Origin of the sequence: Streptomyces sp. ISL-12 (assembly GCF_018614415.1) — a bacterium.
Classification (GTDB): domain Bacteria; phylum Actinomycetota; class Actinomycetes; order Streptomycetales; family Streptomycetaceae; genus Streptomyces.
Window position 1 is genome coordinate 27,060 of sequence record NZ_JAGGOO010000022.1, and the last position, 16,311, is coordinate 43,370.

The following is a 16,311-nucleotide window of genomic DNA, read 5'->3' on the forward strand; positions in this document are numbered from 1 at the left end:
TCTCACCAGGCGGCGCCCGCCCGGCCCCCGGTGGGCACCCGAACGGGCGCGGCGCGCCCCGGCGTCGACCGGTCCGGTCCGGGTGTGTTTCCGGGGGTGCGGAGGTGTGTGCCGCCCGGGGGCTCGGCGGGGCCGGCCGCCGTGTGTCCCGCTCGGGCGCGGTGGTGCCGCGCCGGCGCGGCTGCCCGGTCCTGGCGGGCGTCCGGACGGGCGCGGTGCGCCCGGTGCCGTCGGCGCCGCGGCCGACGGGCTCTCAGCCCCGTACCCCGCACAGGTGCAGCAGTGCGGCGACCCCGCGGTACGGGTCGGTGCGCCCCGCCCGCTCCTCCGCCGCCAGCAGCGTCTCCAGGTCGTCCGGGAGCGGTGTGCCGTCGGGGGCCGTGTCCGTGAAGACCCGTACGCCGTACCAGGCGTGCAGCGGTGCGCCGATCCCCGCGAGCGTCGCGGTCAGCGCCGCCCGCCGGTCCGCGCGGACGCCGGAGCCCGCCGGCGGGGGCGGCTCCCCGTCCGGGTCGGTACGGGAACGGGGGACCTGCGCGGCCGGTTCCAGGGCCGCCAGGGCGTCGGCCCACCGGCCGGTCAGGCCCGGCCGCATCGCCGGCGCGTCGCCGTTGCGGACCACCAGCGACAGCAGCCCGCCCTGGGCGAGCACCCGCGCCATCCCCGCCAGCAGGGGGTCGGGCTCCTCGACGTACATCAGCACGCCGTGGCACAGCACCACGTCGAAGCTGCCCGGCAGGAAGTGCACGCCGGTGTCCCGGCCGTCGCCCTCGATGATCCGCATCCGGTCCTGGATGCCCTGCGGCTGCCCGGCGAGGGCCTCGCGGGCCGCGGCGATCAGTACGGCGTCCTGCTCCAGGCCGGTCACCTGGTGCCCGGCCCGTGCCAGCCGCAGGGCCTGGCTGCCCCGCCCCATGCCGACGTCCAGCACCCGCAGCCGCCGGCCCACCGGGAACCGCCCGACGAGCTGCTCGTCCAGTTGCCGGGCCACCAGCTCCTGCCGTACGACGTCCCGCAGACCGCCGCCGGGGCCGTCCAGGCGGACCGCCGCCGCGTCCCCGGCGAACGGAATCCCGCTCAGGGCCGCTCCCCGCGCTTGACCTGCGGCTTCGGCAGCCGGAGCCGACGCATCTGGAGGGAGCGCATCAGCGCGTACGCGACCGCGCCGCGCTTGTTCTCGTCCGGGAAGCGCTCCCGCAGGGCCTTCTTCAGCCGGACGCCGGTGACGATCGAGTCGAGCACGATCAGCACGATGACGACCAGCCACAGCAGCAGCGCGACGTTCTGCAGCGACGCCACCCGGATCATGCTCAGCACCAGGATGACCACGGCCATCGGCAGGAAGTACTCCGCGATGTTGAACCGCGAGTCGACGAAGTTCCGGGCGAACTTGCGGGCCGGGCCCTTGTCCCGGGCCGGCAGGTACCGCTCGTCGCCGCTGGCGAGCGCCTGGCGCTGGCGCTCCAGAGCGGTACGGCGCTCCTCGCGCTGCCGCTTGGCGGCCTCCTTGCGCGTCATCGGCGTACTCGCGACACTGCGCCGCTGGCTCTGGGCCTGGCTGCGCTTGGGCGTCGGGCGGCCCTTGGGGGCCTGCGGGTCGCGGGGCTGACTGGAGTCGGTCGGCGACGCTACGGTCGCGGCCTTCTCTTCCTTGGCACGGCTACGGAACACAAAACCCAAGGGTAAGCGCTCACGGCGCATGGACGTCAGTCCGGTGGGGAACGATCCCGCAACACCGTTCGTCTCTCAGGGGACAGAGGGGACGGTTGCGTACACCCCGGGCGCACCCCGGACATCTCCGGGCGCGTCCCGGAGGTACCCCGGAGACCAGGGGGCCACCTACTCCTCACGCCGGATCAGGAACGTACGCAGTCGTCCTTGGGGATGAGCGCATCCGTCCCCGAACAGTGCGGTAATGGATGCAGGGCCCGTACTGTGGGTTCTGTCGCAGGTGCTGGAGCTGGAGTCCGTCAGAAGGGGGCGCGCGAAGCCCATGAGCGGTGTCATGAAGCGTATGGGGATGATCTTCCGCGCGAAGGCGAACAAGGCCCTTGACCGGGCCGAGGACCCGCGCGAGACCCTCGATTACTCGTACCAGAAGCAGCTGGAGCTGCTCCAGAAGGTGCGCCGCGGTGTCGCCGACGTGGCGACCAGCCGCAAGCGCCTGGAGCTCCAGCTCAACCAGCTCCAGTCGCAGTCGTCGAAGCTGGAGGACCAGGGCCGCAAGGCGCTCGCGCTGGGCCGCGAGGACCTGGCCCGCGAGGCGCTCTCCCGCCGCGCCGCCCTCCAGCAGCAGGTGACCGACCTGGAGACCCAGCACGCCACCCTCCAGGGCGAGGAGGAGAAGCTCACCCTGGCGGCCCAGCGGCTCCAGGCCAAGGTCGACGCCTTCCGCACCAAGAAGGAGACGATCAAGGCCACGTACACCGCCGCCCAGGCGCAGACCCGGATCGGCGAGGCGTTCTCCGGCATCTCCGAGGAGATGGGCGACGTGGGCCTGGCGATCCAGCGGGCCGAGGACAAGACCGCCCAGCTCCAGGCGCGGGCCGGCGCGATCGACGAACTGCTCGCCTCCGGCGCCCTCGACGACCAGTCCGGCATGCACAAGGACGACATCCAGGCCGAGCTGGACCGGCTCTCCGGTGGTACGGATGTAGAGCTGGAGCTCCAGCGGATGAAGGCCGAGCTGGCCGGTGGCAGCACGAGTGGCCCGCAGGCCATCGAGGGCGGCGACCAGCCGCAGCAGGTCCGGCAGCAGCCGCAGGACACCCCGCGTTTCGACAAGCAGTGACCCGCGCAGGGCCCACGCCGAGGAGGGCGACATGATCGTACGGATCATGGGGGAGGGGCAGGTGAGGCTGGCCGACAGCCACCTCACCGAGCTGGACAAGCTGGACGACGAGCTCCTGGCCGAGATGGACAACGGCGACGGCCCCGGCTTCCGCCGCACCCTCACCGCCCTGCTCGCCAAGGTCCGCGAACTGGGCACGCCCCTGCCCGACGACTCCCTGGAGCCGTCCGACCTGATCCTCCCCGCCGAGGACGCGACCCTGGAGGACGTACGGGAACTGCTCGGCGACGACGGACTGATCCCGGGCGGCGCCTGAGGACCGACGGCCGCGCCCGCGCCGGGCACCGGACCGGCCGGCCTCCGCACCGCTACCGTGGACAGCCGTGAGCACACTCACCCGCGCCCGCTGCCGGCTGGGCGCCCACCCCATCGCCACGGACGCCGCCCTCGCGGTGGCCGTCCTGGTGTGCATGGTCTCCGCCTCCTTCATCGACCCGCACGGCCCCGACGGCGTCTCCTGGGCCGTGCGCACCCCCGACCCGCTCAGCCTGGTCCTCATGACGGCGGGCGCCGCCGCCCTCGTCCTGCGCCGCCGCGCCCCGCTGGCCGTCCTGGCGCTCACCGGCGGGTTCTCCCTCGTCGAGTGCGTCACCGGCGACCCCCGCGCGCCCGTCGTGATGTCGGCCGTCATCGCCCTGTTCACCGTCGCCGCCGGCACCGACCGGTCCACCACCTGGCGGACGGGACTGCTCACCATGGCCGTGCTCACCGGCGCCGCCATGCTCGCCGGGCCCCTGCCCTGGTACGCCCAGGAGAACCTCGCCGTCCTCGCCTGGACCGGCATCGGCGCCACCGCCGGGGACGCGGTCCGCAGCCGCAAGGCCTTCGTCCAGGCCATCCGGGACCGGGCCGAGAAGGCCGAGCGCACCCGCGAGGAGGAGGCCCGCCGCCGGGTCGCCGAGGAACGGCTGCGCATCGCCCGGGACCTGCACGACGTCGTCGCCCACCACATCGCCCTGGTCAACGTGCAGGCCGGGGTCGCCGCGCACGTCATGGACAAGCGGCCCGACCAGGCCAAGGAGGCCCTCGCCCACGTACGGCAGGCCAGCCGCTCCGCCCTCGACGAACTGCGCGTCACCGTCGGCCTGCTCCGCCAGTCCGGCGACCCGGAGGCGCCGACCGAACCCGCCCCGGGCCTGGACCGCCTCGACGAACTCGCCGGCACCTTCCGCAGCGCCGGCCTGCACGTCGAGACCGCCCGAGCCGACCAGGGCACCGAACTGCCCACCGCCGTCGACCTCGCCGCGTACCGGGTCGTCCAGGAAGCCCTGACCAACGTGCAGAAGCACGCGGGGCCCGGGGCGAAGGCGGAGGTCAGCGTCGTACGGGTGGGGCCGGACATCGAGATCACCGTGCTCGACGACGGCGCGGGCCAGGCGGAACCGGCCGCCCCGGGCGGGGGACACGGACTGCTCGGCATGCGCGAGCGGGTCACCGCGGTCGGCGGCGTCCTCACCACCGGTCCCCGGCACGGAGCCGGTTTCCGCGTCCATGCGATCCTTCCAGCCGGGAAACCCCTCAAGGGCCCGGCCGGGAACCGTGCCGGGAATCCGCCCGAGAACCGACCCGAGAACCGACCCGAGAACCGAACAGACGCCGCGAAGGACCCCGTATGACGATCCGTGTCCTGCTCGCCGACGACCAGGCGCTGCTCCGTAGTGCCTTCCGGGTGCTGGTCGACTCCGAGCCGGACATGGAGGTGGTGGGCGAGGCGTCCGACGGCGCGCAGGCGGTGCGGCTGGCCAAGGAGCAGCGGGCCGACGTGGTCCTGATGGACATCCGGATGCCCGGCACCGACGGGCTCGCCGCCACCCGCATGATCAGCGCCGACCCCGACCTCGCCGCCGTCCGCGTGGTCATCCTGACCACCTTCGAGGTCGACGACTACGTGGTGCGGTCGCTGCGCGCGGGCGCCTCCGGCTTCCTCGGCAAGGGCTCCGAACCCGAGGAGCTGCTCAGCGCCATACGCGTCGCGGCGGGCGGCGAGGCGCTGCTGTCGCCGGTCGCCACCAAGGGCCTGATCGCCCGCTTCCTCGCCCAGGACGGCGGTCTGGACGAGGACCGCGACCCGGCCCGCTCCGAACGGCTGGCCACCTTGACCGTGCGGGAGCGGGAGGTGCTGGTGCAGGTCGCCGGCGGGCTCTCCAACGACGAGATCGCCGAGCGCCTGGCGGTCAGTCCGCTCACCGTGAAGACCCATGTGAACCGGGCCATGGGCAAGCTGGGCGCCCGGGACCGGGCCCAGTTGGTGGTCATCGCCTACGAGTCGGGGCTGGTCCGTCCAAGGGTGGAGTGACCTCCACCCGGCCGTACTGCGGCCGGAGTATGCGTGCCGTAAGGAAATGGGTCTGTGGTCGGGGGAACGGGGCTCCTCCGTGGCTCAAAGTGGTGGAGTGGGCGCTCACTTGTGCCCGTCCTTCGCTCAGGCCACAGAAGAGAGACCCTGACCCATGTCCTGGCTGTCGAGATTCAGCCTCGCGCAACGGGCCCTGATAGGGCTGATGTCGATCATCGCGCTCGTCTTCGGGGCGATCGCGATCCCCCAGCTCAAGCAGCAGCTGCTGCCCACCATCGAACTGCCCATGGTGTCCGTGGTGGCGCCGTATCAGGGTGCCTCGCCGGACGTGGTCGAGAACCAGGTCGTCGAGCCGATCGAGAACAACCTCGAAGCGGTCGACGGCATCTCGGGCGTCACCTCCACCGCCGGCGAGGGCAGCGCCGTCATCATGGCGTCCTTCGAGTACGGCCCCGACACCCAGCAGCTCGTCGCCGACGTCCAGCAGGCCGTCAACCGGGCCCGCGCCACGCTGCCGGACGACGTGGACCCGCAGGTCGTGGCCGGTTCCACCGACGACCTGCCGGCCGTGGTGCTGTCCGTCGCCTCCGAGCAGGACCAGCAGGCCCTGGCCGACCAGCTCGACAAGACGGTCGTGCCCGTGCTGGAGGACATCGACGGCGTCGGCCAGGTCACCGTCGACGGCGTCCGGGACGTGCAGGTCGCGGTCACGCCCGACGACGCGAAGCTGGCCGACGCCGGGGTGACCCCGCAGACCCTGGTGACGTCCCTCCAGGCCGGTGGCGCCACCGTCGCCTCGGGCTCCTTCGACGAGGACGGCGCCAACCGCACCGTCCAGGTCGGCGGCGGTTTCACCTCGCTGAAGCAGATCCAGGACCTGATGGTCACGGGCGAGGGCGTGAAGAAGCCGGTGCGCCTCGGCGACCTCGCGAAGGTCGAGGAGCGGGAGGCCCCGGCCGACTCCCTCACCCGCACCAACGGCAGGCCCAGCCTCGCCGTCGCCGTCACCATGGACCGCGACGGCAGTGCGGTCGCCATCTCGAACGCGGTCGAGGACAAGCTGCCCGAACTGCGCGAACAGCTCGGCTCCGGCGCGGAACTGACCGTCGTCAGCGACCAGGGCCCGGCCGTCTCCAAGGCCATCAAGGGCCTGACCACGGAAGGCGGCCTCGGCCTGCTCTTCGCGGTGATCGTCATCCTGGTCTTCCTGGCCTCGGTCCGCTCCACCCTGGTCACCGCGGTCTCCATCCCGCTGTCCGTGGTGCTGGCGCTGATCGTCCTGTGGACCCGCGACCTCTCCCTCAACATGCTCACCCTGGGCGCGCTGACCATCGCCATCGGCCGGGTCGTCGACGACTCGATCGTGGTCCTGGAGAACATCAAGCGCCATCTCGGCTACGGCGAGGAACGCCAGGAGGCCATCCTCAAGGCCGTGCGCGAGGTGGCCGGCGCGGTCACCTCCTCCACCCTCACCACGGTCGCCGTCTTCCTGCCGATCGGCCTGGTCGGCGGCATGGTCGGCGAGCTGTTCGGCTCCTTCAGCATCACCGTCACCGCGGCGCTCCTCGCGTCCCTGCTGGTGTCGCTGACGGTCGTCCCGGTCCTCTCCTACTGGTTCCTGCGCGCCCCCAAGGGCACCCCCGAGGACGCCGACGAGGCCCGGCGCCTGGCGGAGGAGAAGGAGGCCAAGTCCCGCCTCCAGCGCCTCTACGTCCCCGTCCTGGGGTTCGCCACCCGGCGCCGCCTCACCAGCGTGGCCATCGCGGTCGTCGTGCTGATCGGCACCTTCGCCATGGCCCCGCTGCTCAAGACCAACTTCTTCGACCAGGGCGAGCAGCAGGTCCTCAGCGTCAAGCAGGAGCTGAAGCCCGGCACCAGCCTGGCGGCGACCGACGCCGAGGCGAAGAAGGTCGAGAAGCTCATCGAGGGCACCGAGGGCGTCAAGGACTTCCAGGTGACCATCGGTTCGTCCGGCTTCATGGCGGCCTTCGGTGGCGGTACGGACACCAACCAGGCGTCGTACCAGATCATGCTGGAGGACTCGGCCTCCTCCGACGACGTCCAGGACAGCCTGGAGGCCGGGCTCGCGAAGCTCGACGGCATCGGCACCACCACCATCGCCGCCGGTGACGGCTTCGGCAGCCAGGACCTGAGCGTCGTCGTCAAGTCCTCCGACGCCGACGCGCTGCGCGAGGCCGCCGAGGAGGTCCGCGAGGCGGTCGCCTCCCTCGACGACGTCACCGACGTCACCAGCGACCTGTCGCAGAGCGTGCCGCGCATCTCGGTCAAGGCCAACGACCGCGCCGCCGCGGCCGGCTTCACCGACCAGACCCTCGGCGCGGCCGTCACCCAGGCGGTCCGCGGCACCACCGCGGCCAAGGCGGTCCTGGACGACACCGAGCGGGACGTCGTCATCACCTCGGCGAAGCCCGCCGACACCCTCGCCGAACTGAAGGCGCTGCCGCTCGGCCCGGTCAAGCTCGGCGACATCGCCACCGTGAAACTGGTCGACGGCCCGGTCTCCATGACCCGGATCGACGGCCAGCGCGCCGCCACCATCACCGCCCGGCCGACCGGTGACAACACCGGCGCGGTCAGCACCGACCTCACCGCCGAGATCAACGGCCTGGACCTGCCGGCCGGCGTCACCGCCGAGATCGGCGGCGTCTCCGCCGACCAGGACGAGGCGTTCGTCAACCTGGGCCTGGCGATGCTCGCGGCCATCGCGATCGTCTTCATGCTGCTGGTGGGCACGTTCCGGTCGCTGGCCCAGCCGCTGATCCTGCTGGTCTCCATCCCGTTCGCGGCGACCGGCGCGCTCGGCCTGCTGATCGCCACCGGTACCCCGATGGGCGTCCCGGCGATGATCGGCATGCTGATGCTGATCGGCATCGTGGTCACCAACGCGATCGTGCTGATCGACCTGATCAACCAGTACCGCAAGCAGGGCTACGGAGTGGTCGAAGCGGTGATCGAGGGCGGCCGCCACCGGCTGCGGCCCATCCTGATGACCGCCCTGGCGACCATCTTCGCCCTGCTCCCGATGGCCCTGGGCGTCACCGGCGAGGGCGGCTTCATCGCCCAGCCGCTGGCGGTGGTCGTGATCGGCGGCCTGGTCACCTCGACCCTGCTGACCCTGCTCCTGGTGCCGACGCTCTACGCGATGCTGGAGCTGCGCAAGGAGCGGCGCGCGAAGAAGAAGGCGGCGAGGCGGGTGCCGCCGCAGGCGACATCGGCGGACGAGCCGGAACCGGCGAAGGTCTGACGCACGGAGGCCCGTCCCAGGACAGCACCTGGGACGGGCCTTCTCGTGTCAGTCCGCGAGGGCGGTGACGAAGGCGGCCCAGGAGGCGGCCGTGACGACCAGCACCGGACCGGAGGGGTTCTTGCTGTCGCGTACGGGGACGACGCCGGGGAAGTCCTCGGTTATTTCGACGCAATTGCCCCCGTTGGTGTTGCTGTAGCTGCTCCGGCGCCAGTGGGCGGAGTTCAGCTCGGGAGTGTGCTGCATGACGTGTGGTCCTCCATTGCGTCTCGGATCAGCTCCGCCGAGGCCGCCGGGGGCAGCGCGTTGGCGCGCAGCACTTCGTACTGGCGTCGCCACTTCTTAACCGAGTCCCGGTCCTCGTAGAGGTGACCCACCTGGATGCCCTCTTCATAGGCCATGACGGAGCCCGTCGGAAGGGTCAGCAAGGTCAGGGCGCCACCCATGAGCGTGTGCGGACCGGCGCTGAAGGGCAGCACTTGCACCTTGCTGTCCGGAGTATCCACCTGTTCGAGCAGCCGGGCCAATTGTTTGTGCATGCACTCCGCGCTGCCGACCTGCCGCCGCAGGACGGATTCCTCGATGATCGCCCAGCGTAGTGGCGACTGAGCCGAGCTGAGCCGGTCCTGCCGGGACAGACGGGCGTTGACGCGCTCCTCGACCTGTTCCCGGGTCAGGTCCTCCTGGCAACTGAGCAGAGCGTCGGCGTACTCCCTGGTCTGCAACAGCCCTGGAACGACTTGCGGTTCGAAGTTCTCGATCACCTCCGCCTGCGCCTCGAAGTCCATGTAACGCCGATACTGATCCGGATGAGCCTCCCGCTTGGCCAGTTGATAAAGCCCATGAAAGTGCCGGTCCGTGCCGAACGCCGCGTCCAACGGGTCCGGCAGGTCCGGCGGCGGCATCAACTCCGCCGTCTCGACGCGGGCGAGCGTGCTCTTGCTGGAACTGACGATGCCCGCCAGCTGCACCAGCGACAGCCCCGCGCCCTCGCGATGGCGGCGCAGCTCCGAGCCGAAGTAGTGGCGGGCGGAGAGGTAGGGGCTGAGGGTTTTCGGAGTGAACGTCATCGTTCTCGCCTTCCGTTGTCCCGTTCTCACCGTGGGGACAGGGCGTGCCTGGTGGACCCATGTGTCGCAGCGCAATCATGGATGAACACACGGTAATTGGCGAGAACGGGACGTGGTGACGTTTTGATGCGAGACGGCGAAGGCAGGCCGCTGCGGCTGCTGCCGTGGACCAACGACAACGGAGACCCCTGCTACCTGAGCAGCGACAGCGAGGGCAGTCGGCTGTCGCGGCTGGCCGACGGGCTGGAGGTGGCGCTGCTGGCGTCGGCGGAGGACGTGCTGGTCAGGGCGAAGCCGCTGCTGGCCGACGAGCGGGCGGGCGCACGCGAGCTGCGGTTCGCGGGGCTGCGGCTGGCCGAGGCGCTCCAGGACGCGGTGCGCATCGCCACCAGCCGGGGCGCGAGGCTCCCGAGGGCGTGAACGCGCAACTGGGGCTCGGCGACGAACCGAGCCCCAGCGTCGTACCGTGCGCTACGGCAGCGCCAGCATCCGCTCCAGCGCCAGCTTCGCGAACGCCTCCGTCTCCTCGTCGACCTCGATCCGGTTGACCAGCGTCCCCTCGGCCAGGGATTCCAGCGCCCACACCAGGTGCGGCAGGTCGATCCGGTTCATGGTCGAGCAGAAGCAGACCGTCCTGTCGAGGAAGACGATCTCCTTCCCCTCCGGGGCGAAACGGTTCGCCAGCCGCCGTACGAGGTTCAGCTCGGTCCCGATGGCCCACTTGGAGCCGGCCGGGGCCGCCTCCAGCGCCTTGATGATGTACTCGGTCGAGCCGACGAGGTCCGCCGCCGCGACGACCTCGTGCCGGCACTCGGGGTGCACGAGCACGTTGACGCCGGGTATGCGGGCGCGCACGTCCTCCACCGACTCCAGGCTGAAGCGGCCGTGCACCGAGCAGTGCCCGCGCCACAGGATCATCTTGGCGTCCCGCAGCTGCTCGGCGGTCAGCCCGCCGTTCGGCTTGTGCGGGTTGTAGACGACGCAGTCCTCCAGGGACATGCCGAGGTCACGGACGGCGGTGTTGCGGCCGAGGTGCTGGTCGGGCAGGAAGAGAACCTTCTCGCCCTGCTCGAACGCCCAGTTCAGCGCCCGCTCGGCGTTGGACGACGTACAGATCGTCCCGCCGTGCCTGCCGGTGAACGCCTTGATGTCGGCGGAGGAGTTCATGTACGAGACGGGCACGACCCGGTCGGCGATCCCCGCCTCGGTCAGCACGTCCCAGCACTCGGCGACCTGCTCGGCGGTGGCCATGTCGGCCATCGAGCACCCGGCGGCGAGGTCGGGCAGCACGACCTTCTGGTCGTCGGAGGTCAGGATGTCCGCCGACTCCGCCATGAAGTGCACGCCGCAGAAGACGATGTACTCGGCCTCCGGGCGCGCGGCGGCGTCCCGGGCCAGCTTGAACGAGTCACCCGTGACATCGGCGAACTGGATGACCTCGTCGCGCTGGTAGTGGTGGCCGAGCACGAAGACCTTGTCCCCGAGCTTCTCCTTGGCCGCGCGGGCGCGGGCGACCAGGTCCGGGTCGGAGGGCGAGGGCAGATCACCCGGGCACTCCACACCGCGCTCGCTCCTCGGGTCGGCCTCGCGGCCGAGGAGCAGCAGGGCGAGCGGAGTCGGCTGAACGTCGAGCTCCTGGGCTTGGGCGGTGGTCACGGCACGCACCCTTTCTACTTTTCGTCGAATTGACGCTATCTATCATATCCGCTTCACGTCAGTTTGACGATGCCCATTGTGTCGGTGTGACGTGAATCCCGGCGCCCGCGCCCCTGACCGTCCCCGGGCCCGTGTGCGAGCATGAAGAGACGGACCGAGGGGAAATCGCTCGGGTCCGGCCCGGAATGAATCCGGGGCCCCGTCGGTTGCAACCGTCGGCAAGCAGTCTCCGTACAACCCGGGAGAGATGTAGATGTCCGTATCGGACGAGACCACCACCGTCACCGACGGCATCATCCTGACCGACGCCGCCGCGGCCAAGGTCAAGGCCCTGCTCGACCAGGAAGGCCGTGACGACCTGTCGCTGCGTGTCGCCGTCCAGCCCGGCGGCTGCTCCGGCCTGCGCTACCAGCTCTTCTTCGACGAGCGTTCGCTCGACGGCGACGTCGTCAAGGACTTCGGTGGCGTGAAGGTCGTCACCGACCGGATGAGCGCCCCGTACCTGGGCGGCGCCACCGTCGACTTCGTCGACACGATCGAGAAGCAGGGCTTCACGATCGACAACCCGAACGCGACGGGCTCCTGCGCCTGCGGCGACTCCTTCAGCTGAGCCGCACCCGACCGTGACGAGGGCGGCGCCCCGGGACCTCCCGGGGCGCCGCCCTCGTGTGTCACCGGCCCTCGTGCGTCACCCGCCCCCGGTCGGCGCCGGCAGCCGCGCGCCCTCCTTGGCGAGCGGGATCCGCTCGCCGTCCGACCCGACCACCGCCCGGTCGCCGAGCGGCTCATCGAGCTCCACGGTCAGCTCGTACTCCTTGGCGATCAGGACGCAGACCCGGTCCGGGTCGGAGTGCTCGGTGACCTCGGCCCGCACCCGCCCGGACTCCTCGTCCGCCGTCGCTTCGTACGTCGCGCACACCCCGCCCGTGAACCGCAGCGTCAGGTCGGTGCCCTCGGCGGTGTACCCGGTCACCTCCACGTCCCGTTCGGCGGACGGCCGCGGCGACGGCCGCGCCGACGTCAGGTACTTCGGGTCCACGGCCGGATGCGTCACCGTGACGGTGTCCGCCGCCCCCGGCTCCCGCACCTCGAACAGCCAGGACGGCACCAGCGTCGCCCGCCCCCGCACCGGCTGCGCCGCCAGCCCGAACACCGCCCGCTCGACGGTGGCCGTCGCCCGCCCCGGCTCCGTCCCGCAGGTCGCCGCCCCGCCCTCCAGCGGTACGGCACTGGCGCAGTCGCCCTTCGCCGCCGGCGCCTTCTCCATCAGGGCGAGGGTCCGCTCCGCGTCCAGGACGGGGTACGTGTCCCCCTTCACCGGCGCCTTCAGCCGCCCGCTGCCCCCGGCCACCGTGCCGTCCGCGCCGACGATCACCCCGGTCGTCCAGCCCTCGGTCGGCAGCCCGCCCACTACCGGGTCGGCGTTCACCACCCGCCGCGCCCCCATCACCTGCCCGGCGTCCAGCCCGGCCCCGCCCTGGCCCACCGCCGCCAGCACCGGTGCCGCCGCCTTCTTCGCCGTCGCCTCGCCCACCGGGTCGGCGCCCGTCGGGGCGGTCACGCAGACCGGGTCCTTCGGCCCGCAGGTGTCGCGGGCCGCCGCGGACCGCTGGAACGTCCAGTTCCCCGGCGCCTTCCGCTCCACCCGCAGGAGGGGACCCGACCCGTCCTTGACCGACCCGACCGTCCAGGACGCTCCCCGGACCACCGGCTTCCCCGTCAGGTCGAGCGCCTCGGCCAGCCGGGCCACCTCCGCCGCGGTGACCTGGCCCGTCGCCCGGTACACCGGCGCCGAGTCCGGACCGTCCGGAAGCGGGCCGCCGGCCCGGTAGGCGGTGGCGCCGCCGTCGGCGGCGGGGGAGTCGAGGGCCAGCGGCGGGGGAGTGCCGCCGTCCGACGCCCCGGACGACGTACCGCCGCCGGCACCCCCGGAGGCGGTCGCCGCCAGATACGCTCCGCCGCCTCCGGCCAGCAGCACGGCCGCCGCGACCGAGGCGGTCAGCAGCCCCCGGGACCGCCGCCGGCCGGCCCGCGTGCCGTCGCCCCCGGTGCCGTCGTGGTCGGGTCGTTCGGTGTTCACCGCATCGCTCCTTCGCCGGTCACGGGGGACGACGATGGGACGCGGCGCGGGAACATCCGGTTCCCGGACCGGGCGCCGCGGTCACCCGGACGGCCTCAGTCGCCGTACTCCTCCATCGCCTCCAGCAGCCGGGCCGAGGCCGGCGGCACGGTCACCCCGTGGATCAGCGACGGCGGCACCGGCCGGGCCGAGGCCCGCTCGGCGGACGGCCAGTGCGGCGCCATCCGGGCGCAGTCGCCGCGCAGCGACGCCAGATCCCCGTCGGGCTCGGCGGCCGGGCGGACGCGGGGGCGGGGGCGGATCTCGGTGTTCGTCATGAGGGCACCGTAGGCACGGGTCGGCCCGTGAAGAAAGCCCTACTATCGGGTATTTCCTCCCGTTCCGGTGCTCGCCCGGCAGCCGCCCCCGAGGCCCGCTTCGACGGCCCGCGCCGACCGGGTAGCGTGAACTGCCAACCCACCTCCCTCCAGGAGAGAGTTCACGCCGTGCGCATCGCAGTCACCGGCTCCATCGCCACCGACCACCTCATGACCTTCCCCGGCCGCTTCGCCGACCAGCTCGTCGCGGACCAGTTGCACACGGTCTCGCTCTCCTTCCTGGTCGACAAGCTCGACGTCCGCCGGGGCGGCGTCGGGGCCAACATCGCCTTCGGCATGGGCCAGCTCGGCACCCGCCCGATCCTGGTCGGCGCGGCGGGCCCGGACTTCGACGAGTACCGCGCCTGGCTGGAGCGGCACGGCGTCGACACCGACTCGGTCCGGATCTCCGAGACCCTGCACACCGCCCGCTTCGTGTGCACCACCGACGCCGACCACAACCAGATCGGCTCCTTCTACACGGGCGCGATGAGCGAGGCCCGCCTCATCGAGCTCAAGACCGTCGCCGACCGCGTGGGCGGCCTCGACCTGGTCTCCATCGGCGCCGACGACCCGGAGGCGATGCTCCGCCACACGGAGGAGTGCCGGACGCGGAACATCCCGTTCGCCGCCGACTTCTCCCAGCAGATCGCCCGCATGGAGGGCGACGAGATCCGCATCCTGCTGGACGGGGCGACGTACCTCTTCTCCAACGAGTACGAGAAGGGGCTCATCGAGACCAAGACCGGCTGGAGCGACGAGGAGATCCTCGGCCGGGTCGGCCACCGCGTCACCACCCTCGGCGCACGGGGCGTACGCATCGAGCGGGCCGGCGCGCCGGTCATCGAGGTCGGCGTCCCGGACGAAGAGCGCAAGGCCGACCCCACGGGCGTCGGCGACGCCTTCCGCGCCGGGTTCCTCTCCGGCCTGGCCTGGGGCGTCGGCCTGGAGCGCGCCGCCCAGGTCGGCTGCATGCTGGCGACGCTGGTCATCGAGACGGTGGGGACGCAGGAGTACCAGCTGCGGCGCGGGCACTTCATGGAGCGCTTCACCAAGGCGTACGGGGACGAGGCGGCGGGGGAGGTTCGGGGGTATCTGGGCTGAGTCTTCCGGGTGCGGGTGCGTGGGGGGCTGAGCGCGCAGTTCCCCGCGCCCCTGAGGTCAGTCACCTGAGCCGGCGGACCACGTAAGCGGTTCCCCTCTCCTCCCTCTCCTCACCTACGTACTCCTGATCCCGCATCTCGCACCACGCCGGAATGTCCAGGCGGGCCGCCTCGTCGTCGGCCAGGACCCGGACCGTGCCGCCCACCGGCACGTCGCCGATCACCTTGGCCAGCTCGATGACCGGGACCGGGCAGAGCTTGCCGAGCGCGTCCACCACCAGGGCGTCCCTCTGCACCACGGTGGCCGGCGTTGGAGCCCCCAGCTTCTCCCGCACCCCCGCCACCGCCCCCGGCAGCACCTCCAGGAACCGCTCGACCTCCGCCTCCGCCGCCCCGAACGGCAGCGAGACCCGCACGTTCCCCTCACTGAGCACGCCCATCGCCCGCAGCACATGACTCGGCGTCAGCGTGCTGCTCGTGCAGGACGACCCGGAGGAGACCGAGAAGCCCGCGCGGTCCAGCTCGTGGAGCAAGGTCTCCCCGTCGACATAGAGACACGAGAAGGTCACGATCCCCGGCAGCCGGCGCTCCGGATCGCCGACCACCTCCACGTCCCCCACCAGCTCCGGCACGCGCGCCCGGACCCGGTCCGTCAGCTCCCGCAGCCGCGCCGCCTCCTGGGCCGCCTCCGCGCGCACCGCCCGCAGCGACGCCGCCGCCGCCACGATCGCCGGGAGGTTCTCGAACCCGGCCGCCCGCCCGGACTCCCGCTCGTCACCCGGCCCCACCGGCGCGAACCGCACGCCCTTGCGCACCACGAGCAGCCCGACCCCCGAAGGCCCGCCCCACTTGTGGGCGCTCCCCGTCAGCAGCGACCAGTCCCCCTCCACCCGCCCCCAGGCCAGCGACTGGGCCGCGTCCACCAGCAGCGGCACCCCGGCCGCCCGGCACGCCTCGGCCACCCGCGCCACCGGCTGTTCGGTACCCACCTCGTGGTTGGCCGACTGGAGACAGGCCAGCGCGGTGTCCTCGCGCAGGGCGGCGGCGTACGCCTCCGGACCGACCGCGCCCGTACGGCCCACGCCGACCTGGGTGACCGTCCCGCCCTCGGCCTCGTGCGCCTCACCCGCATGGAGCACCGACGAGTGTTCGACGGCTGACACGACCAGGTGACGCCCGACCCGCCGCCGCCCGGCCAGCGCCCCCGCCACCCCCGTATGCACCGCACGGGTCCCCGACGGCGTGAACACCAACTCGTCCGGCCGGCACCCCACCGCCTCCGCCGCCGCCTCCCGCGCCGCGTCCAGCAGCATCCGCGCCCGCCGCCCCTCCCTGTACAACCGCGAAGGATCGGCCCACCCCTCGTCCAAGGAGGCCAACAGCGCCTGCCGAGCGACAGGATGAAGAGGAGCACCGGAAGCAGCGTCGAAGTAGCCCATACGGCAAACGCTAAACGCCCGCTCACTCAAACGCCGGAAAGGGGCGCGGGCAGTATCGATATGCGGCTCCGCCGCGGGGCGCGGCCAGCCCCCACGCACCCGCACCCGCCAAACCAGCGAACCACCCTCCCTACTAGGCACCCCTCCCCGCGAACCCTCGGAGAGCGTCGGCTAGGGTTTGGTCCGCATAAACAT

General features: G+C 72.2%; 16 protein-coding genes. 8 read left to right on the forward strand and 8 right to left on the reverse strand.

From position 1 onward, the window contains the following. Positions 1 to 253: 253 nt before the first annotated feature. Positions 254 to 991 carry a bifunctional 2-polyprenyl-6-hydroxyphenol methylase/3-demethylubiquinol 3-O-methyltransferase UbiG gene (locus J7I94_RS06445; protein WP_215165815.1) on the reverse strand — a complete coding sequence of 246 codons (738 nt, stop codon included), beginning with the start codon at positions 989 to 991 and terminating at the stop codon, positions 254 to 256. An 86-nt stretch (positions 992 to 1,077) separates the two neighbouring features. Further along, on the reverse strand, positions 1,078 to 1,701 hold the full coding sequence (locus tag J7I94_RS06450) for a DUF3043 domain-containing protein (protein WP_215165817.1): 624 nt from the start codon (positions 1,699 to 1,701) through the stop codon (positions 1,078 to 1,080). Between the two features lie 304 nt (positions 1,702 to 2,005). Between J7I94_RS06450 and J7I94_RS06455 the strand changes: the two genes are divergently transcribed. From J7I94_RS06455 to J7I94_RS06475, 5 genes are all read left to right on the forward strand, one after another. Further along, positions 2,006 to 2,791 carry a PspA/IM30 family protein gene (locus J7I94_RS06455; RefSeq protein ID WP_285442439.1) on the forward strand — a complete coding sequence of 262 codons (786 nt, stop codon included), beginning with the start codon at positions 2,006 to 2,008 and terminating at the stop codon, positions 2,789 to 2,791. Positions 2,792 to 2,822: 31 nt separating this feature from the next. Beyond that, the gene (locus tag J7I94_RS06460) at positions 2,823 to 3,107 is read left to right on the forward strand and encodes a hypothetical protein (RefSeq protein ID WP_215165819.1); all 285 of its coding nucleotides are present in this window, start codon (positions 2,823 to 2,825) and stop codon (positions 3,105 to 3,107) included. A gap of 67 nt (positions 3,108 to 3,174) precedes the next feature. Beyond that, positions 3,175 to 4,467 carry a sensor histidine kinase gene (locus tag J7I94_RS06465; RefSeq protein WP_215165820.1) on the forward strand — a complete coding sequence of 431 codons (1,293 nt, stop codon included), beginning with the start codon at positions 3,175 to 3,177 and terminating at the stop codon, positions 4,465 to 4,467. Beyond that, the gene (locus J7I94_RS06470; protein ID WP_215165821.1) at positions 4,464 to 5,147 is read left to right on the forward strand and encodes a response regulator transcription factor; all 684 of its coding nucleotides are present in this window, start codon (positions 4,464 to 4,466) and stop codon (positions 5,145 to 5,147) included. The genes J7I94_RS06465 and J7I94_RS06470 overlap by 4 nt, the downstream gene beginning before the upstream one ends. Positions 5,148 to 5,301: 154 nt before the next feature. Beyond that, positions 5,302 to 8,412, forward strand: coding sequence for an efflux RND transporter permease subunit (locus J7I94_RS06475; RefSeq protein WP_215165822.1), 3,111 nt, complete (start codon positions 5,302 to 5,304; stop codon positions 8,410 to 8,412). A 48-nt stretch (positions 8,413 to 8,460) separates the two neighbouring features. Here J7I94_RS06475 and J7I94_RS06480 read toward each other — a convergent pair whose 3' ends face one another. Both J7I94_RS06480 and J7I94_RS06485 read right to left on the reverse strand, forming a co-directional pair. Next, positions 8,461 to 8,658 carry a DUF397 domain-containing protein gene (locus J7I94_RS06480; RefSeq protein WP_215165823.1) on the reverse strand — a complete coding sequence of 66 codons (198 nt, stop codon included), beginning with the start codon at positions 8,656 to 8,658 and terminating at the stop codon, positions 8,461 to 8,463. Beyond that, positions 8,637 to 9,482, reverse strand: a complete 846-nt coding sequence (locus J7I94_RS06485; protein ID WP_215165824.1) for a helix-turn-helix transcriptional regulator — start codon at positions 9,480 to 9,482, stop codon at positions 8,637 to 8,639. The genes J7I94_RS06480 and J7I94_RS06485 overlap by 22 nt, the downstream gene beginning before the upstream one ends. A gap of 126 nt (positions 9,483 to 9,608) precedes the next feature. Between J7I94_RS06485 and J7I94_RS06490 the strand changes: the two genes are divergently transcribed. Then, positions 9,609 to 9,902 (forward strand): hypothetical protein, encoded by a 294-nt coding sequence (locus J7I94_RS06490; protein WP_215165825.1) that lies wholly within the window; start codon positions 9,609 to 9,611, stop codon positions 9,900 to 9,902. A gap of 51 nt (positions 9,903 to 9,953) precedes the next feature. On the opposite strand, the gene nadA is transcribed toward J7I94_RS06490, so the two are convergent. After that, positions 9,954 to 11,138: a quinolinate synthase NadA gene (gene nadA / locus J7I94_RS06495; RefSeq protein ID WP_215165827.1), complete on the reverse strand. Its 1,185-nt coding sequence runs from the start codon at positions 11,136 to 11,138 to the stop codon at positions 9,954 to 9,956. A 253-nt stretch (positions 11,139 to 11,391) separates the two neighbouring features. On the opposite strand from nadA, the gene J7I94_RS06500 reads away from it, so the two are divergent. Then, positions 11,392 to 11,748 carry an iron-sulfur cluster assembly accessory protein gene (locus tag J7I94_RS06500; RefSeq protein WP_004989079.1) on the forward strand — a complete coding sequence of 119 codons (357 nt, stop codon included), beginning with the start codon at positions 11,392 to 11,394 and terminating at the stop codon, positions 11,746 to 11,748. Positions 11,749 to 11,826: 78 nt separating this feature from the next. Here J7I94_RS06500 and J7I94_RS06505 read toward each other — a convergent pair whose 3' ends face one another. Both J7I94_RS06505 and J7I94_RS06510 read right to left on the reverse strand, forming a co-directional pair. Continuing rightward, positions 11,827 to 13,218 (reverse strand): hypothetical protein, encoded by a 1,392-nt coding sequence (locus tag J7I94_RS06505; RefSeq protein ID WP_215165829.1) that lies wholly within the window; start codon positions 13,216 to 13,218, stop codon positions 11,827 to 11,829. A gap of 95 nt (positions 13,219 to 13,313) precedes the next feature. After that, complete coding sequence (locus tag J7I94_RS06510) at positions 13,314 to 13,535, reverse strand: hypothetical protein (protein WP_215165830.1); 222 nt, start codon at positions 13,533 to 13,535, stop codon at positions 13,314 to 13,316. Positions 13,536 to 13,703: 168 nt separating this feature from the next. On the opposite strand from J7I94_RS06510, the gene J7I94_RS06515 reads away from it, so the two are divergent. Then, positions 13,704 to 14,678, forward strand: a complete 975-nt coding sequence (locus tag J7I94_RS06515; RefSeq protein WP_215165831.1) for a carbohydrate kinase family protein — start codon at positions 13,704 to 13,706, stop codon at positions 14,676 to 14,678. Between the two features lie 61 nt (positions 14,679 to 14,739). On the opposite strand, the gene J7I94_RS06520 is transcribed toward J7I94_RS06515, so the two are convergent. Further along, positions 14,740 to 16,116: a cysteine desulfurase/sulfurtransferase TusA family protein gene (locus J7I94_RS06520; RefSeq protein WP_215165832.1), complete on the reverse strand. Its 1,377-nt coding sequence runs from the start codon at positions 16,114 to 16,116 to the stop codon at positions 14,740 to 14,742. Between the last annotated feature and the right edge of the window lie 195 nt (positions 16,117 to 16,311).